25 protein-coding genes are annotated in these 21,100 nt (G+C 30.6%); all 25 read right to left on the bottom strand.

The annotated features are described in order from the left end of the window. Positions 1-32 precede the first annotated feature (32 nt). The 25 genes from ACEG17_RS07055 to ilvB all read right to left on the bottom strand — a co-directional run bounded on the left by ACEG17_RS07055 (position 33) and on the right by ilvB (position 21,003). Complete coding sequence (locus ACEG17_RS07055; RefSeq protein WP_372583135.1) at positions 33-962, bottom strand: 3-oxoacyl-[acyl-carrier-protein] synthase III C-terminal domain-containing protein; 930 nt, start codon at positions 960-962, stop codon at positions 33-35. Next, positions 959-2,233 (bottom strand): F390 synthetase-related protein, encoded by a 1,275-nt coding sequence (locus tag ACEG17_RS07060; RefSeq protein WP_372583136.1) that lies wholly within the window; start codon positions 2,231-2,233, stop codon positions 959-961. Before ACEG17_RS07060 ends, ACEG17_RS07055 begins: the two co-directional genes overlap by 4 nt. Beyond that, positions 2,217-3,047: an MBL fold metallo-hydrolase gene (locus ACEG17_RS07065; RefSeq protein WP_372583137.1), complete on the bottom strand. Its 831-nt coding sequence runs from the start codon at positions 3,045-3,047 to the stop codon at positions 2,217-2,219. Before ACEG17_RS07065 ends, ACEG17_RS07060 begins: the two co-directional genes overlap by 17 nt. Then, complete coding sequence (locus tag ACEG17_RS07070; RefSeq protein ID WP_372583138.1) at positions 3,010-3,993, bottom strand: NAD-dependent epimerase/dehydratase family protein; 984 nt, start codon at positions 3,991-3,993, stop codon at positions 3,010-3,012. Before ACEG17_RS07070 ends, ACEG17_RS07065 begins: the two co-directional genes overlap by 38 nt. A gap of 2 nt (positions 3,994-3,995) precedes the next feature. Continuing rightward, positions 3,996-5,267, bottom strand: a complete 1,272-nt coding sequence (locus ACEG17_RS07075) for a glycosyltransferase (protein WP_372583139.1) — start codon at positions 5,265-5,267, stop codon at positions 3,996-3,998. Further along, positions 5,242-5,868 (bottom strand): hypothetical protein, encoded by a 627-nt coding sequence (locus ACEG17_RS07080; RefSeq protein ID WP_372583140.1) that lies wholly within the window; start codon positions 5,866-5,868, stop codon positions 5,242-5,244. Before ACEG17_RS07080 ends, ACEG17_RS07075 begins: the two co-directional genes overlap by 26 nt. Next, a complete protein-coding gene (locus ACEG17_RS07085) occupies positions 5,858-7,036 on the bottom strand; it encodes a glycosyltransferase family 21 protein (RefSeq protein ID WP_372583141.1) in 1,179 nt (392 codons plus the stop codon). The genes ACEG17_RS07080 and ACEG17_RS07085 overlap by 11 nt, the downstream gene beginning before the upstream one ends. Further along, complete coding sequence (locus tag ACEG17_RS07090; RefSeq protein WP_372583142.1) at positions 7,033-7,806, bottom strand: SDR family NAD(P)-dependent oxidoreductase; 774 nt, start codon at positions 7,804-7,806, stop codon at positions 7,033-7,035. Before ACEG17_RS07090 ends, ACEG17_RS07085 begins: the two co-directional genes overlap by 4 nt. 85 nt (positions 7,807-7,891) lie before the next feature. Continuing rightward, the gene (locus ACEG17_RS07095; RefSeq protein WP_372583143.1) at positions 7,892-8,734 is read right to left on the bottom strand and encodes a metallophosphoesterase; all 843 of its coding nucleotides are present in this window, start codon (positions 8,732-8,734) and stop codon (positions 7,892-7,894) included. Between the two features lie 68 nt (positions 8,735-8,802). Next, the gene (locus tag ACEG17_RS07100) at positions 8,803-9,183 is read right to left on the bottom strand and encodes a RidA family protein (RefSeq protein ID WP_372583144.1); all 381 of its coding nucleotides are present in this window, start codon (positions 9,181-9,183) and stop codon (positions 8,803-8,805) included. Positions 9,184-9,273: 90 nt separating this feature from the next. Then, positions 9,274-10,608, bottom strand: coding sequence for a DUF4272 domain-containing protein (locus ACEG17_RS07105; protein ID WP_372583145.1), 1,335 nt, complete (start codon positions 10,606-10,608; stop codon positions 9,274-9,276). A 19-nt stretch (positions 10,609-10,627) separates the two neighbouring features. After that, the gene (locus ACEG17_RS07110; protein ID WP_372583146.1) at positions 10,628-11,470 is read right to left on the bottom strand and encodes a metallophosphoesterase; all 843 of its coding nucleotides are present in this window, start codon (positions 11,468-11,470) and stop codon (positions 10,628-10,630) included. 145 nt (positions 11,471-11,615) lie between these two features. Beyond that, positions 11,616-11,891, bottom strand: a complete 276-nt coding sequence (locus tag ACEG17_RS07115; RefSeq protein WP_372583147.1) for a hypothetical protein — start codon at positions 11,889-11,891, stop codon at positions 11,616-11,618. Beyond that, complete coding sequence (locus tag ACEG17_RS07120; protein WP_372583148.1) at positions 11,872-12,342, bottom strand: hypothetical protein; 471 nt, start codon at positions 12,340-12,342, stop codon at positions 11,872-11,874. The genes ACEG17_RS07115 and ACEG17_RS07120 overlap by 20 nt, the downstream gene beginning before the upstream one ends. A gap of 53 nt (positions 12,343-12,395) precedes the next feature. Continuing rightward, positions 12,396-12,587, bottom strand: a complete 192-nt coding sequence (locus ACEG17_RS07125; RefSeq protein ID WP_372583149.1) for a PspC domain-containing protein — start codon at positions 12,585-12,587, stop codon at positions 12,396-12,398. 57 nt (positions 12,588-12,644) lie between these two features. Then, positions 12,645-13,211 (bottom strand): NAD(P)H-dependent oxidoreductase, encoded by a 567-nt coding sequence (locus ACEG17_RS07130; RefSeq protein ID WP_372583150.1) that lies wholly within the window; start codon positions 13,209-13,211, stop codon positions 12,645-12,647. A gap of 35 nt (positions 13,212-13,246) precedes the next feature. Beyond that, entirely contained in the window at positions 13,247-14,278 is a 1,032-nt protein-coding gene (locus tag ACEG17_RS07135) for a PDDEXK nuclease domain-containing protein (protein ID WP_372583151.1), read from the bottom strand. A 22-nt stretch (positions 14,279-14,300) separates the two neighbouring features. Then, entirely contained in the window at positions 14,301-14,357 is a 57-nt protein-coding gene (locus ACEG17_RS07140; RefSeq protein ID WP_372583228.1) for a hypothetical protein, read from the bottom strand. A 97-nt stretch (positions 14,358-14,454) separates the two neighbouring features. Further along, positions 14,455-14,961, bottom strand: coding sequence for a DUF4865 family protein (locus tag ACEG17_RS07145; RefSeq protein ID WP_036060000.1), 507 nt, complete (start codon positions 14,959-14,961; stop codon positions 14,455-14,457). Between the two features lie 26 nt (positions 14,962-14,987). Further along, positions 14,988-16,499, bottom strand: a complete 1,512-nt coding sequence (locus tag ACEG17_RS07150; RefSeq protein ID WP_372583152.1) for a 2-isopropylmalate synthase — start codon at positions 16,497-16,499, stop codon at positions 14,988-14,990. Positions 16,500-16,566: 67 nt separating this feature from the next. Next, entirely contained in the window at positions 16,567-17,256 is a 690-nt protein-coding gene (locus tag ACEG17_RS07155) for an aspartate/glutamate racemase family protein (protein WP_372583153.1), read from the bottom strand. Positions 17,257-17,390: 134 nt separating this feature from the next. Next, positions 17,391-17,957: a hypothetical protein gene (locus ACEG17_RS07160; RefSeq protein ID WP_372583154.1), complete on the bottom strand. Its 567-nt coding sequence runs from the start codon at positions 17,955-17,957 to the stop codon at positions 17,391-17,393. A 56-nt stretch (positions 17,958-18,013) separates the two neighbouring features. Further along, the gene (locus tag ACEG17_RS07165) at positions 18,014-18,763 is read right to left on the bottom strand and encodes a class I SAM-dependent methyltransferase (RefSeq protein ID WP_372583155.1); all 750 of its coding nucleotides are present in this window, start codon (positions 18,761-18,763) and stop codon (positions 18,014-18,016) included. A 40-nt stretch (positions 18,764-18,803) separates the two neighbouring features. Further along, complete coding sequence (gene ilvN / locus ACEG17_RS07170; RefSeq protein ID WP_372583156.1) at positions 18,804-19,292, bottom strand: acetolactate synthase small subunit; 489 nt, start codon at positions 19,290-19,292, stop codon at positions 18,804-18,806. Continuing rightward, on the bottom strand, positions 19,285-21,003 hold the full coding sequence (gene ilvB / locus ACEG17_RS07175) for a biosynthetic-type acetolactate synthase large subunit (RefSeq protein ID WP_372583157.1): 1,719 nt from the start codon (positions 21,001-21,003) through the stop codon (positions 19,285-19,287). Before ilvB ends, ilvN begins: the two co-directional genes overlap by 8 nt. Positions 21,004-21,100: the final 97 nt, after the last annotated feature.

Here is a 21,100-nt window from a genome sequence, read left to right on the forward strand (position 1 = left end):
TCCCAAACTTAAAAAATTACTATTAATTATAGCTATAATTTAATTAGCATCATATTTGTAGTAAGTCCAGCCGCTGTTCCAATAAGCAATATTGTATTGCCGCTTTTAATTTTTCCATTTTCCAGTCCATGGACTAATGTTATAGGAACAGATGCTGATACCATATTTCCAAATTCCTTGACCTCGTCTAAAAATTTATCTTTTTCTATTCCTAACTTTTGCATTACAAGAGGCATTGCAACGCTAGCCTGATGGGGAACTGTCATATCTATATCTGAAACTTTCATTCCATTATTTTTTAGAAAATTTTTCATTAATTCAGGAATTTTGCTTATTGAAAGAGACAATACTGTTTTTCCGTTCATATCGAACATATATTCCTCTTTTGTCATTTCAGAATAATTTTTGGGATGGAAATTGCTTAAACCTCCTCGAATTTCAGTTGAATGTGCTCCTTCTGACCATGTTTTCTGTATTGCATCAATAACTCCTATTTCCTTTTCAGTTTTTTCAATTACAAATGCCGCCGCCCCATCGCTGAAAAGCTGGAAACTTTCCTTTTGTTTTGGATTTAAGGCTTTTGAAGCTACATCGCAGGAAACTATCAGTACTCTTTCATATCTTCCTGCTTCTACAAGGTATGACATGGTATCCAGTGCAGTTATAAAGCTTGTACAGGTAGTATTTATATCAAGAGCTGGAATTGAAGTCCCTTTTGCTATTTTTTCATGAATTAGGGCTGCTGTGCATGGTATAGGCTGTATTCCAACAGCACTGGCTGAAACTATGCAATCAATATCATTAATTGTTATATTTGCATTTTTTAACGCTTTTTCACAGGCAGAAACAGCAAGGGAAATTTGGCTTTCACCTTCACTTATTCTATAACGAATTTGTCCTTTAAATTCAGCTGTATTTTTTGGTAATTCTATTCCATACCCTTTAAATTGAATTCTTCTCATTCTATAACCTTTCTTACTATTCTTTTTAATTTTTTTGTGCTATCTGTTTTATAATCTATGAATCTAATTTCTACATTTTCTATATCCAAAGAATCGAACAATTTATCAAATTCTTTTCTTACTAGTTTTTCCTGTTCATTATTTACATTCAAAATTGCAATCTCCAGTAAATTGCTATTTATTTGAAAAACCTGATATTCTCTTATATTTTCAGCAAAAAGTATTGTTCTTCTAATAAAATCTGGAAATACAGTAATTTCTTTATCAAATTTATTTATAAACCTGAAAATATCATCTGAACGCCCTTCAATCTTTTCAATTCTCTGTAAAACAGAACCGCACTCACATGGTTCTTCTGATCCAACTAGAATATCATTCAAATAATAATTTACAAAAGGCTGGCTTGTCCTCCTGAAATCTGTAATTATTGGATAAAATCTTTTTGCATCTATATATTTCCTGTCAAATTTTATTAAATCTTCATTCAAATGGAGATGTCCGTATTCACAAGTACAGGCTAAAAAACCTTCTGTCGCCTGGTAAATCTGATGAATTACTTTTAAATTAAACTGCTTTTTTATATATTCCTCATCAGGTTTTTCTAAAATTTCTGCAACTGAAACAACTTTTTTCACAAAAGTTTTCAACTTGCCTTCCTCTATCTTTTTAGCCAGCATTAGTAGTAAGGAGGGGGGCGCAACAATAATAGTTGGATTGTATTCATTCAACCTCTCAATATGTCCGTCAATATCTTTAAAAGTATCAAAATATTCCAAACTTATTAAAAAAGAATTTATAGATTTATACAAATCATTGTCCGCTCTTAGGAAAAATGCTATTCTATGTCCAAGAATACTATTTTTAGGCAGCATTTTAGCCAAAATTGTTCCTGCCCATATGCCTTGCTCTTCAGGAGTAGTAATAAACATTCCTCTATGTCCAGAAGTTCCAGAAGACAACCCTACTGAAATATCTTTGTATTTCTGATTAAAATTTCTTGTTTTTTCACTATTTAGGGCAATTTCCATTGCTTCATCCCTTTTTACCCCTAAAGTATTAAGTTCATCAAAATTTTCCATCATAAATGCTTTGTTCATAACAAAATTTTCAGAAATTTCGTGAGTTTTAAAATATGGAGATTTTTCTTTTAGAAATTTTAAGTGTTTATTTACCTGTTTTTTCTGATGTTCCAAAAGTTTATCTCGTGAATCCCATTTATTAAAATATCTTATTTTTATAAAACTTGATATAATCTTAAATATTTTTTTCATTCAATATCCTCTTTACCTTTTCTTTATTATCATGACTGACAACAACAGAAATATCATCTTTTATCAATTTTTTCAAAAAATCACTTCCCTGCTGATAATCCTCAAAGTTATTCTGTATTTTTCTAGCAAGCCATTTCATTTTATCTGTAAATGGAAGATATTCAGTCCCCCAGCATACATCAGCGCCAATAAACAGTTTTAATTCTGGCATATATACACATGCCTGACCTTTTGCATGTCCGTCTATCTCGACCATAAGCATAGATGAATCAGAAAATAAATCAAAACTATTTTTATACAAAAACAACTTGTTTTCCTTATAATTTTCCTTTCCTATCAATGTCAATCTATTTTCAAAATCATCTGGCAGAAGTTCATTAAAAATCAAAAAATCATCTTTTTTTGACTTAAAACTATTATAGCAAGTCTCAGTTAATATTAAATTAGAGTTTGGAAAAAATTTCAATCCCCCAATATGATCAGGATGTAAATGTGAAACAATTATATATTTTATTTCTTCTATACTTATACCTTTTTTTCTAAGTTGATAATCAATTGTATCTTCTTTTTTTAAGGTTATTGGATTGGGAAATCTATACAAAAAATATTTAAATTTATTTTTTAAAATATCCATAGAATAACCAGTATCATAAAGAATATAGCCCATCCTTTTATGCTTTATCAAAAACACTCCCGCATAAAAATCAACTACTGTCTTACCAAAACCTTTAAAAACCTTCTTTAAATCATTTGTACAATAGCCACAGGCAAAATATTCAACTTTTTCTATCATTTTTTCTGATGTGCTTAACATATTTTTTTACTCCTTCAAGGACAGATATTTGCGGATAGTATCCTAATTCTTTTTTTGCCTTGTCAATATTCAAAGTCTGGCTGTATCTCATTAAATATAGCGTATATTTGGTAAGAGGAGGCTCTTTCTCAATTCCAAAAAGTTTATAGACTTTTTCTAAAATTGAAACTAGAATTAAAATTAGTCTGTAGTTCCATTTTAAATATTTGCCTTCTGTTCCCAGCTCGTTAAAGAACAATGTCAAAATTTCCTTAAATTCTATCGGCTCATCGTTTGTTATATTGTAAATTTGCCGTGAATACTTTTCGTTTTCTAGTGCCAGCCTTAAAGCATAGGCAACATTTTCAACACAAGTTACATCGACTTTTTGTTTTCCATCAGCAAAAAGAGGTATTCCCATTTTTTTATTTAAATCTAGAAGTCTTGGAATTATGCTTGTATCTCCAATTCCAAATAATCCACGTGGACGAATTATCATATAATTTAGCTTGGAATTCTTGATTATATTTTCTGCCATAATTTTACTTTTTATATAAAAATTAAGGTTATTTTCCTTTGGAGCCTCATTTTCCTTAACATCCAGCTGATCTTTTGCCCCAGCATATATGCTTGGAGATGAAACAAAAACTAATTTTAGGTCCTGTTTCTCACAAATTTCAACGATATTTCGAGTTCCTAGTACATTCACCTTATAAAAATTGTTCCATTTACCCCAAACTGTAGATAATGCCGCAGCATGAATTACTGCACTGCATCCTTGCAAAGCTCCTAGCAAATCTTCCTTATTTTCTATATCTCCCTTAAAAAACTCAACATTACTGTCAATCAAAGTCTTGCCAATTTTCTCATTTCTTCCAAATGCAACAACCTGATAACCATTATTTTTTAATTCTTCAACTATATATTTTCCTAGAAAACCAGTAGCCCCTGTAATTAAAACCTTCATCGCTATCCTCCTTTTAACAGCCTGTCAATTTCTTTTTTCAATATTTCACTTGGTAAATAATTATTAAATTCTTTTGATAATTTTTCCAAATTGTTCCATTCTTCTCTTTTTAGCATTTTCTTAAAAGCCTTTAAAATCGACTTTCTTGATTTTAATTTAGCTGGTATTCCAATTTTAGCTAAATCAGCCCTTACTGCATAATCAAACTGGTCATAATCATGAGGAACAATAACAGTAGGCTTGTTATATTTTATACAGGAATAAAGTATTCCTGCTCCACCATGATGAATAACATAATCTATCTTGGGCAAAATTTCATCATAATCTAAATAATGGTAAATGTGTAAATTATTTTCCTTTATAGTACCCTTATCTTTTTCTAAATAACTTCCCAATGAGACTACGAACAGAAATTCAGGATAGATTTTTGAAAGTTCTTTTGCCAACTCAATTATTGAATTTTTAGCCCATTTCAGATGCGTTCCGTTAGTTAAAAATACAGTTTTTTCAAATTTTTTATTATTTTCAAATTGCACACTATTTTTAAAAAGGGACGAACAGCAAGGCCCAGCCCAGGAAAATTGACTTGGAAAATCATCTCTAAATTCAATTTCTTTCATGCCTAAACCTAATATCGAATATGGAGAATAAATATTTTCTTCACCTTTTTCATTGTACAAAGTGAAGTTAAATTGTCTTAATTGATTTTTTAAAATAAAACAAACCATTCTTTTAAAATTTCTGACAATGTTTCTTGATATACTATCTCTTAGTTTGAATAAAAAATTATCTCTTGGATATAGTCCTCCCATATAAGAAGGAGTTGTTGTCCTGCTTTCTATTGCAAATGGTGTCGGAATGCTTGTAATCCAAGGAATATTAATTTTTTTGCACACAAATCCTGCTGGAACGGCTGTAAAATCTGCTATAACTATGTCAGGCTTTCTTTTAGAAAAAAAATCTTCCATTTCTCTTATTATTTCTGGCATAAGTCCCATATTTTCTTTAAATTGCTTATACATAATCCGAAGATTAGTCTGTTTATCTGTATCAGATATTTTTTCAAAGATAGCAGGCTTATCTCTAAGGAAAACTTTTACAGGAAATCCAAGTTTCTTTACAACTTCCTCTTTTTGACAACCTGTATAAATACAGATATTATATTTGTCCTTTTCCTTTAATAGAGGGAGAACTAACTCTAAAGCTGGATAGAGATGACCGCTAAAAGGCGGAGCAACAACTGCAATTTCAATTTTTTCCTTGTAAGTATTCATAAATTATTTTTTTTACCTTTCTATCCTTAAAATATTCCAAATGTCCACAATTTACAATTCTGTCAGTCTTGTGAAAATCTAGAAGCCAGCTGTAAATATCTAAACTTCCCTTAATAACTACTGTATTTTTCAAGTTTCCATAACCTTTCGCTACAGGTCCTAAAGCAAACATCGTAATATTCTCATTATTATAATTTGCTAAATCCATAAATTTATTCCAAACATTTAAGCCTGAGCTTAAAGAAATAACTATCACATCTTTTAAATGCTTAACAGGCTCTAAATGCCTCAAAATTTCCTGTTTAAATTTTTTATTAAAAAGAGTGCTAGAATAATAAACAATATTTGATAAACTTGCTTTAAAAATGCTGATGTCTTCATATTCATCATGTTCAAAGTCTTCATTATATGGAAAATTTGAATTTATAATTTTGTAGCCAAATTGCTTAAAAATATTTAAAATCTCAAATTTTTCTTGTGCTAAGGCAGCTGTTTTAAGATTGCTGCTTCCACTTATAAAAAAGACAATTTTATCTTCTTTTAAAAAAGTTTTTGAAACATCAAGACTTTCCAGCTTTTCTAAATAGTCGTTAAACTTCATAATGTATTTTCCCATCTTTAACTCTAATTTTTTTATTTCTCCATATAATCACAGGCGGTGTTAAAAGAGTATAAACCAGTATAAAAGGCAATAAAAATTCACTTATTAACTCATACGGCGATTCATCAGCCTTATGAAAAAAATTACCTTTCTTTTGTATTTCTGACTGATAAATAAATAATCTCACTATATGGAACAATCCAACCTTTCCTATAAATAGTGCTATTATCATGATAAAATAATTTATTCCCAAATAAAAACTTAAAAATAATAGAATAGCTGGTAAGAATACAGGCAATAATATTATAAATAAAAATTTAATGGAAAAGGCATTTTTCATATAAACATTGCTAAATAAAAGCCATCTTTTCATAAGAAGAATATATTTTCTAAAATTTGGAACAGTATTTCTCACATTGCAAAAAATAGTACTTTGTATAATTTTTACATTTTTGGAAAGTAAATAAGTTGCAAGTGCCAAATCATCACATAGCCAATATTTTATCTCTTCAAAAGCAGAATATTTTTTTAAAATATCAGTCCTTAAAATATAAAACATTCCGTTTATAGTCTTATTTTCCTTTAAAAAAGACATAGAAAAGTATGAAAAAATAGAATTAGAATTTATAAAAGCCGAGATTAATTTTGAATAGAAGCCTTTAATATTATAATTATAAGGAATCCCAGTTACTATCCACTCCGCCTTATCTTTTTCATAGATACTTAATTCATCGAGTTTTTTTCTGTCAATAACTGCATCATCATCTAAAATTACCGTATATTCCGTTTTTATTTTCTTTATAGCTTGCGATAATTTAAATACTTTGGGATTTACTTCTTGCGGAACATCATCTAAGTAACAGACTTCTACTCTGCTAGAATAATTTTTATTTTTTAAAATATTTTCAACTGTCTGTCTTGCTAAAGAATCACTTTTATCAACAAGCCAAATAAATTTCATGTCATTAGTATTTTTTAAATTTGCAGACAAATCATCTTCCAATCTTATATCTCCAGACAAAATAGGTTGAACTACTGTGTATTTGCTCTCATCTATCTTATTTTTTTCCAGACTATTTATTCTTTTAAAGTAAACAAAAGAAAATATTAATTTTAAAATGAGCAAGATTACTGCCAATATCAATAAAAAATTAAACAATACTGTCATTTAATCACCTTTTTCAAGACTAATCCTGCTAACCTTAGCTGTAACGAAATTGGCAATAAATTTATTAAAAACATGGACACTCTATTCCTAAAGCCAATAATGGAAAATCTTCTTCCTTTTTCCATCGCTTTTATAATTTTTTTTGCTGTCTCTTCCGAACTCATCATAAATTTTTGAGAACTTCCAAATTTTTCCTGTGTATTCTTATCAAAAAAATTAGTTGCCGTTGGGCCGGGACAAACTGATAAAACTCTCACATCTTTGTTTTTATGCGACAATTCTTGATCTAATGCCAAAGAATAATGCAATAATGCAGATTTTGTCGAACTATAAACTGCCATATACGGATGCTGATATAAAGCACCTGTCGAACATACATTTAAAATAATTCCTTTTCCTTTTTGCAAAAATTTTTCTGAAAATTTTTTTGTTAAAATTAATGGAGAAACAAAATTCACATTTACAGTATCCAAATCTTCCTTATCACTTAATTTCAAAAAATCTGTAATTTTTCCAAAACCAGCACAATTAATAACCAAATCAACATCACAATTTTCAACAACATTTCTTAAATTATCTATATCTGTTAAATCATATTCTATACAAATACATTCAATTAAGGGATTTTTTTCTTCCAGTTCTTTTTTTAATAAATTCAGTTTATCAGAAGATCTTGCCAGCAAATACATCTTTTTACTTTTATTTGCCAATTTTTTTGCCAATTCTTTACCAATTCCTGAACTTGCGCCTGTTATTAAAATTTTTTCCATTATTTATTCATCCTATTCATAATCAAATAATCTGGCTGTCAACAAACTATTATAGTCCTTTATTTATTTGATTTTCCGTATATATTTAAATTTTTTTCAATTTTAGCACTACAATTTCAGGCTGTGCAAAAAATCTTATGAACATTTCAAATGCTCCACCACCAACACCTGAAGTAGTATAAATTTTATGTCCATCATATTCCTTTAATCCGTATCCGTATTTCCAAGGATGCTTAATTTCTGCCCATAATATCAAGCCGAACAATGTTATCTGCCCACCGTGAGTATGCCCTGCCAAAGTCATATCTGATCTTTCTTTCTGTTCATTTGTCATTTCTTCAAAATAATCAGGATTATGTGTGATGAAGATATTAAAGTCCTCTTTTTTTATACCATTAAGCGCTTTCTGTGCATCAGGTTTCCCTTTTAGTAAATCATCAACTGCTGAAATGTAGATACTCTGGTTATTTACTGTTATTTTGTCATTTTCATTTACCAGCACTTTGTACCCAAGGCTTTTAAGTCCAGCCATATTTTTTTCCACAGAATTATAATCATGATTTCCCAAAACTGCATAAATTCCATATTTAGGCTTTTCCAACTTTTCCATTCCTTTGTAAAATCGTGGAATTTTACCAGTCCAGTTAGTATAGTCACCACCCAGAATTATAATATCCTTTTCCTGCTTGTTTATCAAATCAATAATCCTGTCAAGCTGCTTCTGATTAAATCTCGCATAAGTATCTAGCTGAAAATCTGCCGCAAAGACAATCTTCTTTCCATCAAATTCTTGTGGAATATCTTTTGAAGCAATTTCTATTGTTCTGACCTTGAGCTGTGTATATTCATAATGTGCATAAATTAGGCAGATTATAAAAAATATTGCTAAAATTCCTAAAACTGAAAATACTGTTTTTTTAGTTATCATAAAATTTTTCTTTTCAATTGTTTTATTTTCTCTCTAATTTTGAGATTTATAACTTTTCTATTTATTTCTTAATCAGCAACTGCACTTACTTCTATTTCTATCATCAATTCCTTATCAATTAATGAAGACACCTCTACCATTGTTGCAACTGGTTTAATGTCCTTAAAAAATTCTCCATGTGCTTTTCCATATTCTTCCCATTTTGAAATATCTGTAACAAACATTCTTGTTCTAATAACGTTTTTTAACCCCAATCCTTCCTTTTCAAGAACTTTTTTTATATTTTCAAGAATATATTTTGTCTGTTCATAGGCATTTCCTGCTGCATAAGGCTTTCCATCCTTAACGGCTGTTGTTCCTGCTATTTCAAAAATATTTCCTATCCTTACTGCTCTCGAATATCCTACAATGTCCTCCCATGGAGAATTTCCGCTTATATTTTTTCTCATTAATTTAACTCCTTCCGAATTCTCATACTTATCTTATTTTTCAATAATAGCATTCATATTCTGTGTTTCAAAAAGTTTATAATAAATTTTCTAAGTATGCATCTCCGCTTCAACATCCTCAATACTTTTTTCAGGCTGTACAAGCCATTCCAGTGCCAATCTTCTGAAATGAATAATACTTTCATCATAAGGGAATTTCTTATTATTATGATTTTCAGGACGTATTCTCAGTTCCACTGCACTCCAGTTAAGTCTGTACAAATAATCAAGCATATCCATTATTTCATCTTTTGAACGTAATTCTGCTTTATTCATCAATGTTTCTAAATCATTTTCCATGAAATATTCTATTGTTCCCTTAACATCACAAATTGTATTCAGATCTGTTAATTCTTGTAATGATAAAGCCCATAGCAGTACTGGTGGACATTCATAACGCCAATTATATTCTGAATTTATTCTTACATCATCTGTATATTTTTCAAGATAATTTTTTTCTTCATTAGTCAAAACTTCTTTAATTCCGTATTGTTTTTCAAATATTTCCAAAAACTCTTTGATTTTTTCTTTGGCATTTTCCTGCATTTCATTATAAAGTTCTGATGCAATTCCTGTCATCTGCATTGCAGCCGCCCTTTTTATAATCAATTCTTTATCAGGAATAACAGCCCTCGCCTCCGAAATGCTTGTATGCATATTCTCAAGATATGGTAATTCATCAGCCTTTATTTTTTCAATACTTCTCGCCATTCTAGCATTATCTTCATCTGTCATTTCAAAATTATCAATCAATTCTTTAGGAATAAACGGTGTAAACTCTTTAAATTCTGTTCCTATCTCTTTCGAAACAAATACTTTTTTATCAGGCGAATATAGAGTTTCTGCACTAAATAACGAATAACCATCAAAACTTTTTCCTGCTCCCAAAATAAAATCCAATAGTTTTATCTTTTCGTTTTTCTTTTTCCCACTTTTGTAAAAATCAAAAGTTGCCGTTAATTTTGTTCTGCAATTGAAAAATGCAATTTGAGTCAATAACATCTGCTTCAAATTTTCATCTTTTATATTCACATCTGAAAAATGTTCGGCAAGCCCAGCGCCATATTTTGCAGCCATTTCACTATCATCAATTTCCCCATTGATTTCTGTACCATCTTTTAATTTTATTTTAAAAATTCGTGTCCATTCTTGTATTGGAAACTCCTTTTCAGAATCTTCCCCTTCAAAATATGAAAGTACCTCTTCTTCCGCGAAATTTTTATGCGTATCAACTGCTTCTTCCACTTTATCTCCAAAATACTCAACAATTTTTCGTGCAATTCCATCCCCATTTTTTCCAACAACTGAATGAAAATGAAAATCTTTAGCTATCCTTAAAGGAATTTCTTCTTCCTTATTCTTTTTAAAAAAATCAAATATTCCCATTTCTTCTCTCTTTCTAAATCTAAATTTTCTTCAGCTCAAAAATCACAATCTCAGGCTGTGCAAAAAATCTAATAAACATTTCAAGAAAAGCTCCTCCTAATCCTGAAGTAATGTATATTTTATGACCATTATATTCCTTCATTCCATATCCATATTTCTTCTTATCCTTTATCGCTGACATGATAATTTTTCCAAAGAAAGTAACCTGTCCGCCGTGAGTATGTCCAGCAAGTGTAATATCTGCCTTTTCCTTTTCATCTTCTGTCATTTCCTCAAAATATTCAGGATTATGAGTCAAAAATAATACAAAGTCCTCCTTTTTTAGCCCTTCAAGAGCCTTTTTCGCATCAGGCTTTCCATGCCACAAGTCTGTTACTCCAGCAATATATATATTTTCATTATTTATTGTTATTTTCCTATTTTCATTTACGAGCAGATTAAATCCAAGTTTTTTCATATTTTCAGCCGTTTTTTCTGCTCCTGGATACTCATGATTCCCATAAATCGCATATACTCCAAGTTCTGGAATCCTTATATCCTTCGCATCCTCATAAAACTTAGGAATATTTTTCTCCCAAGTCGCATAATCTCCCCCCAGAAGTATCATATCCTTTTTCTGTGCATTAATCAGCTCAATCGCCTTTTTCTGCTGTTTTTTATTATACCGTGCCATCGTATCATACTGAAAATCAGCTACAAACAGCACTCTTTTTCCGTCAAACTCTTTTGGCAAATCCTTAGACTTTATCTCAATTGTTTTAATCTTTATATTCCGATATTCATAATGCGAATACACCAAAAACACTATAATTAATCCTAAAAAAACATATAAAATCTTAAGAATCCAACTTTTTCCTTCCATTTTTTCTCCTTATTAGTAAATTTACCCCTAACCCTATAAGAAATATTACATCCAATGAACCTACATAAACAAAATAGCCATAAACAATAAATATGATGAATATTCCTGCCTTATCATCTCCAAGCGATGAGTCTGAAAATATACTCTATACCCATACTAAAAATATCAATATTTTTATTACTATTCCAACTATTGTCAAACTTATCAAGGACTTTTTCCCTATTCTCACTTTTGCATAAAAATATGATAAAAATATATTAAGCAAAATCAACACAAGATAACCTATTCCAAAATACGCATCTCCACCAATTTCTAAATTTCCTAAAACCGATTCTCCTAACCAAAACAATAAACTTGATACAAGAATATTAAAACAAAGCAGATAAAGAAAATATGAACCTCTAAGAATTATTTTTTTCATTCTTTCTCCTTCTAAATAAGTTGAACAATAATCCTAAATAAAAGTATAAATTTAGCATTCCCATATACGCTCCAAAGCTGAATAGTATAAGATATAAAAGGAATCCTCCTGCTCCTGCATCCTCTGTTTCAGGAATCGACATAAAAAATCCAAATATGCAAAAAAATATTATTACTTTTATCGTCACTATAACTAATGGCGGAATTAACAAACTTTTTTTACTGACTTTTATTTTTGAAATTAAGTAAGCGAAAATTAGACAAATTATAATGAAAACAATCTCTATTAGTGGAAATAAGCTTTCTAAAATCCACTCATTTTTTATATTCAGGTTTATAAAAAATTCATAAATACTATTATAAATACTATTATTAAACCTCATAACCGCCAAAATAATGTCAAAAAATGTTAAAAACAATAAGTAAAATAACCAAAAAAGTACTTTTTTCATTTTTATTCTCCATCTAATTTTTTATTTAACTATTTAAGAATTTTAAAAATATTTTACTCATTAGGATTATCATCAAGAACTATCGCACAAATAATATAAGCCAGCAGACCTGTTCCTGCAAAAAGAACCAAAACAAGCCACACTATCCTCACAATACTTGAATCAATATCAAAATATTCTGCAAGTCCTCCACATACACCTGTAATTTTTCTATCTTTTACTGATTTGTACAATTTATTTTTCATAATATAAAACTCCTTTTCTTCGTTTGTTTTAAATACGAATATTTTCTATTTTTCTTCCTAATTACTCACAAATTCCTTAACTTTCTCAAGAAATTTCTTCCTATCCTCATCTTTACCTTTTGCTCTAAAACTATAATGAATCCATTCTGTTTTCTTTATTCCGATTCCACCAAGATTAGCTTTTTTCATAGTAATTCCAAATCCTGTTATACTTAATAGAATTTTAGGCACTTCAGCTGTCGTAATCATTTTTGCGGTTTTTATATTAGTTAAAATCCCCTTTATTTCATTTTTTGCACTTTCATATGCAAAGCCTTTAAGCATAACTTTATCAAAAAATCCTTTCAGTATTGCAGGCATTGACATCCACCATATTGGAAATACAAGTATCAGCTCATCTGTATTTTTCAAAATTTCCTGATATTTTTCCACTAAAGGATCAATACTTTTCCCTTGTGAATACAAAGACAATTCTTCTTCTGTCATTACAGGATTAAATCCATCCTTATTCAAATCTATAATTGTATATTTTTGTTTTGTTTCATCAAGTTTTTCCACTACTTTATCTAAAATTGCTTTATTGAAACTTCCATTCCATGGATGTGCAAAAATTACTGTTTTCATTTTAAAATCCCTTCTTTCTGTAATCAATTTTCTAATTAATATTCCACTTCATTATTTTTTTTACTTTCAAACAATATCTTCTGTCTTTCAATTTCATTTATCAATTCTTCTTCACTAGGAAGATAATTTACATATTTACTTGCAAAAAGATTTTTATTATCATTCAAGACTGAATATTTTATAACAGTACTATCTGTATCTGTACAAAGAAGAAGCCCTATTGTCGGATTATCATTTTCCTGTTTTTTCAAATCATCGTACATTCTAACATACATATCAAGCTGTCCTATATCCTGATGTGTTAATTTTCCTGTTTTTAACTCTACTATAACAAAACATTTCAAAATATAGTTATAAAATACCAAATCAATATAAAAATCTGAATTTTCTGTACGAATATGCTGTTGCCTTTCCACAAATGCAAAACCTTTTCCAAGTTCCATCATAAATTTTTGAATATCGTCTGTTAATGCTTTTTCTAATTCATTTTCTGTATAAGACATATTTGTTGGTAAATCTAGAAACTCCAAAACTACTGGATTTTTTATAAATTCTTCTGCTTGTAGTTTTTTTGTCTTCTCTTTCATTTCATTTTCGACAATTTTTTTATCAATACTTGCAACAATACGATTATAGTAAAGTGTAGATATATTCCTATCCAAAGTTCTTACAGACCACATATTTTCTGCTGCTTCTGTTAAATAAAATATTCTAGCTTTCTCATCAGAAACTCTTAAAACTTTTTGAATGTGTGTCCAAGTTAATTTGGAAATCAGTGATTTCCATTTTTCATAATCTGAAAATAATACATAAAACTGTCTAATATTCCGAATATTTCTTTCACCAAAACCTTTTCCAAATTCTTCTGTCAATTCTTTTGATAAATTTTTGATAATTTCTTTCCCGTATTCTGCTCTTTCTCTTCCACTCTGTTCTTCTTCTACAATTCGTCTACCGATTTTCCAATATGCTTCCACCATAGCCGAATTTACAGCGGTATATGCTTTTTGTCTAGCATTTTTAAGTATTGTCTTTATTTCATTAATGTAATTTTTTGATATCTCCATCAAAATCCCCTCCCTTTTAAAATTACTTATTATAAAGTCTATTTATACCGTTAATATAAGCCTTTATACTAGCTTCCACTACATCTATACTTTGTCCTCTACCAAATATCTATTTCCATTTTCATCTTTCCTAAATCAATTTTGATTACTGTAAAATCTCTTACTCTTATCTTAATTTATTGAGAAATATGCAAAACTTCGTACACTTTTGAATTTTCTACTTCTTTAGGAGCATCTTCAAAAAAATAATACTCTGTATGTTTCCAATTTTCAGGGTTATATACTAATGCTCTTCCAACAGTTTTATCATCTGATATAGAAAATTCCATTCTTTTCATTTTTTCCATCGGTTTTGTTTCATTCTCTATTTCCAATAAATATTTTGCTTTAGAAAAGTTTTCATTAAACTCTTGCAACAATGGTATTCCAATATTTATAGTCTGCCATCCAAAAGAATTTAAAATATTATCATAGAAACCATCAAATATGAATTTATTCATTCCTTTGTTATCTTTCCAAAAGTATAATGGCGAATATTCTTTATTTTCCTCAGAGATTAAATAGGCTTTAAAAAATAAATCTTCAAATCCATCTGTTTTAAATCCATTTTCTTGGACTCTTTTTCTAATATTATTCATATCAAAATCTTTCGAAAGTTTTACTTTATACTGCATCATTATCATGTCTTTTATCCTCCAATATTTTCTATTTAATTACTGTATAATCTATTTATCCCGTTAATATAAGCCTTTATACTTGCTTCAACTACATCCGTACTTTGTCCTCTACCGATAAATCTGTTTCCATTTTTCTCGATAATTACAACTACTTGTGCCTGTGCATCAGTATCTCCAGTTATTGCCTCCAGCTTGTACTCTTCTAGAACAAAAGTATCACTTACCGCTAGATTAACCGCATTATACGCCGCATCAACAGGCCCATCTCCAAGAGCTTCTTTAACTAGTTTTTCTCCATCCAGTTCAATTGTAACTGTCGCTTTTGGCTTTTTCCCTTCCTGTCTTGAAATTTCAAAGTGAGCCAGTTTTATTCTTCCCTCTATTTTTGCTGCTTCTCCAGCAACTAATGCTATAATGTCTTCATCTAAAACATATTTTTTCTTGTCTGCCAATTTTTTAAACTGTGCAAATAATTCTTCCACTCTATCACTTCCGACATGATTAAATCCTAATGATTCTAATTTTTGTACAAAAGCGTGTTTTCCTGAATGTTTTCCAAGTACTAAGCTGTCTGGATTTCTTCCAACTGATTCTGGACTCATAATTTCGTAAGTTTCAGGATTTGCTAATACTCCATGTTGATGAATTCCTGATTCATGTGCAAAGGCATTCGCTCCGACAATTGCTTTATTTGGCTGTGTTGAAACTCCTGTCAAAAGGCTTACTAATTTACTTGTTGGGTAAATTTGCTTTGAATCAATGTTTGTATAATATTCTTCAAACAAGTCTTTTCTAGTTTTTAAAATCATTGCAATCTCTTCAAGCGAAGTATTCCCAGCTCTTTCTCCAAGTCCATTAATTGTACACTCAATCTGAGTTGCTCCAGCCTGAATCGCCGCAACCGAATTTGCCACAGAAAGTCCCAAGTCATCATGACAATGCACAGAAATATCCACATTTTCAATCCCTTTAACATTTTTTTTCAAATAAGTTATAAGTTCAAACATTTCATTTGGAGTTCTATAACCTACTGTATCAGGCACATTAAGTGTAGTGGCTCCAGCTTTTATAGCTGTTTCATATACTTCCACCAAAAATTCCTTTTCAGTTCTAGTCGCATCTTCTGAAGAAAATTCAATATCGTCAATAAACGATTTTGCATAAGACACTATTTCTTTTACTCTATCTAAAATCTGCTCTTTTGTCATTTTTAGCTTGTATTCCCTATGAATCGGAGAAGTTGCAATAAATGTATGTATTCTTGGTTTTTTCGCATTTTTCACTGCCTCTGCCGCTGCTTCAATATCTTTTTTCACAGCTCTCGCCAAACTTGTAACTGTAGATTTCTCAATATTTTCAGCAATTAATTTAACTGATTCAAAATCTCCTGGTGATGCCACCGCAAATCCAGCTTCTATCACATCCACTCCAAGACTTTCAAGCTGTTTTGCAATTCTCAATTTTTCCTGTGTATTAAGATTGACACGTGGTGTCTGTTCTCCATCTCTTAGCGTTGTATCAAATATTTTAATATGTTTTTTCATTGTCTCCTCCTTATAGGTAATACTTTTCATTGTCTCCTCCTTATAGGTAATACTTTTCATTTTATTTTTATTTTATAGAATAAATCGCTGCCTGCTCTGCATGAATAATCGCTGTATCAAATAATGGAACATCAGTATCTTCATTTTTTATAAGAAGCCCTATTTCAGTACAGCCTAATATTATTCCTTCTGCACCTTTGTTTCTAAGTTTATCAACAATTTCTAAAAATTTCTTTTTTGAATCAGAATTTATAGTTCCAAGACAAAGTTCGTCATATATTACTTTATTTATAATTTCTATATCATTTTTATCAGGAATTATGACATTTATCCCTTTTTCAATAAGTTTTGATTTGTAAAAATCCTGTTCCATTGTATATTTTGTTCCAAGCAGTGCTATATTTTTTAATCCTTTTTCTAATATCTTTTCTGCTGTCATTTCAGCGATATGCAATATTGGAATGGAGATTTTTTCTTTAATCTGATTAACAACCTTATGCATTGTATTTGTGCAAATAACTATAAAGTCTGCTCCCGCTTTTTCAAGATTATTAGCAGCCTCTCCCAAGATTTCTCCGCTTTTTTCCCAATTTCCGTTTGCCTGACATTCTTCTATTTCCTGAAAATCCACACTATATAATATACATTTAGCTGAATGAAGCCCACCAAGCCTTTCTTTCACAGTTTCATTTATTATTTTATAATAAGTTACTGTACTTTCCCAGCTCATTCCTCCTATTAATCCTATTGTTTTCAAATTCATCTTCCTTTCAAAATAAAGATTTTCTATTCTTTCACAGCCTCAAATCTCAATCTTACATAATCCGCCAAAATTTGTCCATCTTCATTTCTTTCCAGTTCTTTTTCAACTTTTTCAGTTATTTCATCAATTTATTTAACTGATTCAAAATCACTTTTTTTACAACTCGTTTGTGAAAATCTTTTTGGACTTGTTTTTCTAATTTTATCCGCAATATTTTCTCCTAATTCATAAACCTTTTTTATAGTTTCATCATCTACTCCGTTTTCTGAAAGTTCATTTTTATCAAGAACCTCTACACTAAATATAGTTGTATTCCCATATTCATCTGTACACCTAAAATCCATTATAACAGGAATTCCATAACCTGTTTTCAAATCTTTTATATACCAATATTGTTTGTTCGGCACATCATTAAACATTAGTTCTGTATTCTCAGGAAAAACATCCCGAGCGCCTTGATCCACTATTTTTCTATTTTTTATATCATCCATTGCTGACAAAACACCTCTTTTATACTCTTCTTTAGTAATAGCATAAATTCCACTTTTTTTATACATTTTTTTTCTTTCTATCCCATTTATTATTTTTTCACCAAAAACAGGATACGTTGTTTTCCAAGCAAGAAATCCTCCAACAAGTGGAACGCATGAATTAACCAATAGCGACAACAAAGAAATCAAGATTAATTTTTTCATAATATTACATTCCTTTCAATATTCTGTTTATTTTATCTTTCCTTAAAAAATAGAATTTATTCTTTCACAGCCTCAAATCTCAATCTCACATAATCCGCCAGAATTTGTCCATTTTCATTTCTTTCAAGTTCTTTTTCCACTTTTTCTGTTATTTCATCAATCAGTTTTTCATGCATTTCCACTGGAACGTTTACAAGAGCAGGTGCAGAAAAAGTTTGAAGCCATCCTTTTATTCCAGTTGGAAGCAAAGTAGGACGGGGAAAACTTATCATTCTTTTTACTTTCAGCCCATATTTTTCAAGTAATTCCGTTTTTTCTTCTGGAGTTGGAAAAAACCAGCATTTTTTAGCTTTCAGGTTATGTTTTTCTAAAGTTTCAAAAATAGCATTCTCTATTTTTTCCACGTTTCCTTTACGACCCGTCTCGGCTACAAAACGTCCACCTTTTTTCAAGGCTCGAGCTACTCCTTCCATCACTTTCTCTGGATTAGTCATCCAATGTAGTGCCGCATTGGAAAAAATCGCATCAAACTCATTTTCAAATTTCATATTCTGTGCATCTCCCTGTATGGCTTCAATCCCAATTTTTCTTGTCGCTTCAACAAATTTCTGACTTCCGTCAAGCCCTAAAACTTTGCACCCATATTCAGTAATTTTCTTAGTCAATACTCCATCTCCACAGCCTAAATCCAAGATATACTCATCTTTTTGAGGATTTAACCATTCAATCAGCTCTTCTCCATAAGTTGATACAAAACGTGCATTTTTCTCATATTTTTCCTTTTCCCAATGCTGACTTACTTTCATTTTATTACTTCCCTTCTATACTTTTTTTATTTAAAAAATATTACATTTTTTCTCCACGGCTCATTGCTACAACCCCTGTTTTGGCGATTTCCAGTATTCCATAACTTTTCATCATTTCCACAAATCCACGTAATTTTTTCACATTTCCTGTAAGTTCTATTACAAGCGAGTTTGGTGCCACATCTAGCACTTTTCCACGATAAATGTCTGCAATTTGAACGATTTGAGCTCTTGTTTGAGCATCAGATTTTACTTTTATAAGCATAAGTTCACGTCTTATAACTCCTTCTGCTGGAAAAATCTTTACTTTTACAACGTCAACAATTTTATAAACTTGTTTTTGAATCTGATTTAATGCCTTGTCGTCACCATCAACTGTAAGTGTCAATCTCGCATAACCTGGCTTATTTGTAACTCCAGCAGTCATCTTGTTTACCGAATATCCTCTTCTATTAAACATAGACATTATTCTTGATACAATTCCACTTGTATTTTTTGTAATTATTAATATTTCATGCTCCTTAATCATTTTCCAGTACCCCTTTCTTACCTATCATTTGACTTACAGTTTTTCCTGCTGGTATCATTGGAAACACATTTTCTTCCTTTTCAACAATACAATCCAGTATCACACCTTCATCTGATAAAATCAGATCTTTTAATTTATTCTCCAAATCTGCCTTTGTCTGTAATCTTTCCGATTTTATCCCATATGCATCAGCAATTTTTACAAAATCAGGATTACATTCCAAATCAACAAAAGAGTATCTCCTATCTTTAAATAATTCCTGCCATTGTCTAACCATTCCTAAGAATGAATTATTTATAATTACTATTTTTACTGGCAAGTTATACTGTCTAATCATCATAATTTCTTCAAGCGTCATTTGAAAACCACCATCTCCAACGATTAACACAACTTTCTTATCTCTTGCCCCAACTTGAGCTCCAATTGCTGCTGGCACTCCAAATCCCATTGTTCCAGCTCCACCTGAAGTTACAATGCTATTTGCATTTTTATAAGTCATATATTGTGCAGCCCACATTTGATGCTGTCCAACATCTGTTACAACGATTGTATCCCCATCCAGAATATTGTTAATTGCCTTTAACACTTCCTGTGCAAGCAATTTATCCTTACCAACATCTCTATGTGCCAATGGATATTCTTTTTTCCATTCTTTTACTTTATCTGTCCATTCTTTGTGATCCTGTGGCTCTAATTCCTTATTAATTTCAGAAAGCACATTTTTCAAATCTCCAACTATCGGAACATCAGCCTTTTTATTTTTATCAATTTCAGCAGGGTCAATATCTATATGTATTATTTTTGCACGTTCACAAAATTTGCTCGGATTTCCTGCGATTCTATCATCAAATCTTATCCCAGCCGCAATTACCAAATCTGCCTCATCTGTGGCATAATTTGCCGGAACAGTACCATGCATTCCAAGCATTCCAAGCGATAATTCATGATTTTCAGGGAACGCTCCAAGTCCTAAAAGAGTTGTAGTTACCGGAATATCCATTTTATTTACCAGCTCTAAAAGTTCCTTTGAAGCTCCAGATTTCATGACACCTGCTCCCGCTATGATTAACGGTTTTTTAGCTTTCTTTATCAATGATAAAGCTCTTTTTATCTGTACAGGATGCCCAACATAAGTCGGCTCGTATCCTTCCAGCTGTACTTCCTTGTCAAACAGCTTGTTAAATTCCTCATAAGAAATCTCCTGTTGCTGAATATCGTTTGGTATATCCACCAGTACAGGTCCTGGTCTTCCTGTCGAAGCTATAAAATAAGCCTCTTTTATGATTCTTGGAATATCTTTAATATTTTGCACCAAATAATTTCCTTTTGTTATTGGAACAGTAATTCCTACTATATCAGTTTCCTGAAAAGCATCTCTACCAAGCAAGTTGCTTCTTACCTGTCCTGTTATCGCTAGTAATGGTACAGAATCCATATGTGCAGTCATAATCCCTGTAACCAAATTTGTTGCTCCAGGTCCCGAGGTAGCAAGACAAACTCCCACTTTTCCAGAAACTCTCGCATATCCATCTGCCGCGTGCACTGAACCTTGCTCATGTCTTGCAAAATAATGTTTAATTTTACCAAAGCTGTAAATTTCATCATAAATTGGTATTACTGCTCCACCAGGATACCCAAACATATCAGTTACGCCCACTCTATGAAGGCATTCCAATAGCATTCTTGCACCATTTATCATTTCGTTACTCATTTTTCAACCACCTTTTCTTTTTGATTTTTTTATTAATTTTTCGATAATTTAATTTCTTGATTTATAATATTCCTAACAGTGTTTCCCATTTAAATAT

Origin of the sequence: Leptotrichia hongkongensis, from assembly GCF_041538065.1 — a bacterium.
Classification (GTDB): domain Bacteria; phylum Fusobacteriota; class Fusobacteriia; order Fusobacteriales; family Leptotrichiaceae; genus Leptotrichia; species Leptotrichia hongkongensis.

Coding starts and splice junctions, on each gene's coding strand:
- ACEG17_RS07055 (WP_372583135.1), bottom strand. CDS start 962: ATGAGAAGAATTCAATTTAAAGGGTATGGAATAGAATTACCAAAAAAT.
- ACEG17_RS07060 (WP_372583136.1), bottom strand. CDS start 2,233: ATGAAAAAAATATTTAAGATTATATCAAGTTTTATAAAAATAAGATAT.
- ACEG17_RS07065 (WP_372583137.1), bottom strand. CDS start 3,047: ATGTTAAGCACATCAGAAAAAATGATAGAAAAAGTTGAATATTTTGCC.
- ACEG17_RS07070 (WP_372583138.1), bottom strand. CDS start 3,993: ATGAAGGTTTTAATTACAGGGGCTACTGGTTTTCTAGGAAAATATATA.
- ACEG17_RS07075 (WP_372583139.1), bottom strand. CDS start 5,267: ATGAATACTTACAAGGAAAAAATTGAAATTGCAGTTGTTGCTCCGCCT.
- ACEG17_RS07080 (WP_372583140.1), bottom strand. CDS start 5,868: ATGAAGTTTAACGACTATTTAGAAAAGCTGGAAAGTCTTGATGTTTCA.
- ACEG17_RS07085 (WP_372583141.1), bottom strand. CDS start 7,036: ATGACAGTATTGTTTAATTTTTTATTGATATTGGCAGTAATCTTGCTC.
- ACEG17_RS07090 (WP_372583142.1), bottom strand. CDS start 7,806: ATGGAAAAAATTTTAATAACAGGCGCAAGTTCAGGAATTGGTAAAGAA.
- ACEG17_RS07095 (WP_372583143.1), bottom strand. CDS start 8,734: ATGATAACTAAAAAAACAGTATTTTCAGTTTTAGGAATTTTAGCAATA.
- ACEG17_RS07100 (WP_372583144.1), bottom strand. CDS start 9,183: ATGAGAAAAAATATAAGCGGAAATTCTCCATGGGAGGACATTGTAGGA.
- ACEG17_RS07105 (WP_372583145.1), bottom strand. CDS start 10,608: ATGGGAATATTTGATTTTTTTAAAAAGAATAAGGAAGAAGAAATTCCT.
- ACEG17_RS07110 (WP_372583146.1), bottom strand. CDS start 11,470: ATGGAAGGAAAAAGTTGGATTCTTAAGATTTTATATGTTTTTTTAGGA.
- ACEG17_RS07115 (WP_372583147.1), bottom strand. CDS start 11,891: ATGAAAAAAATAATTCTTAGAGGTTCATATTTTCTTTATCTGCTTTGT.
- ACEG17_RS07120 (WP_372583148.1), bottom strand. CDS start 12,342: ATGAAAAAAGTACTTTTTTGGTTATTTTACTTATTGTTTTTAACATTT.
- ACEG17_RS07125 (WP_372583149.1), bottom strand. CDS start 12,587: ATGAAAAATAAATTGTACAAATCAGTAAAAGATAGAAAAATTACAGGT.
- ACEG17_RS07130 (WP_372583150.1), bottom strand. CDS start 13,211: ATGAAAACAGTAATTTTTGCACATCCATGGAATGGAAGTTTCAATAAA.
- ACEG17_RS07135 (WP_372583151.1), bottom strand. CDS start 14,278: ATGGAGATATCAAAAAATTACATTAATGAAATAAAGACAATACTTAAA.
- ACEG17_RS07145 (WP_036060000.1), bottom strand. CDS start 14,961: ATGATAATGATGCAGTATAAAGTAAAACTTTCGAAAGATTTTGATATG.
- ACEG17_RS07150 (WP_372583152.1), bottom strand. CDS start 16,499: ATGAAAAAACATATTAAAATATTTGATACAACGCTAAGAGATGGAGAA.
- ACEG17_RS07160 (WP_372583154.1), bottom strand. CDS start 17,957: ATGAAAAAATTAATCTTGATTTCTTTGTTGTCGCTATTGGTTAATTCA.
- ACEG17_RS07165 (WP_372583155.1), bottom strand. CDS start 18,763: ATGAAAGTAAGTCAGCATTGGGAAAAGGAAAAATATGAGAAAAATGCA.
- ilvN (WP_372583156.1), bottom strand. CDS start 19,292: ATGATTAAGGAGCATGAAATATTAATAATTACAAAAAATACAAGTGGA.
- ilvB (WP_372583157.1), bottom strand. CDS start 21,003: ATGAGTAACGAAATGATAAATGGTGCAAGAATGCTATTGGAATGCCTT.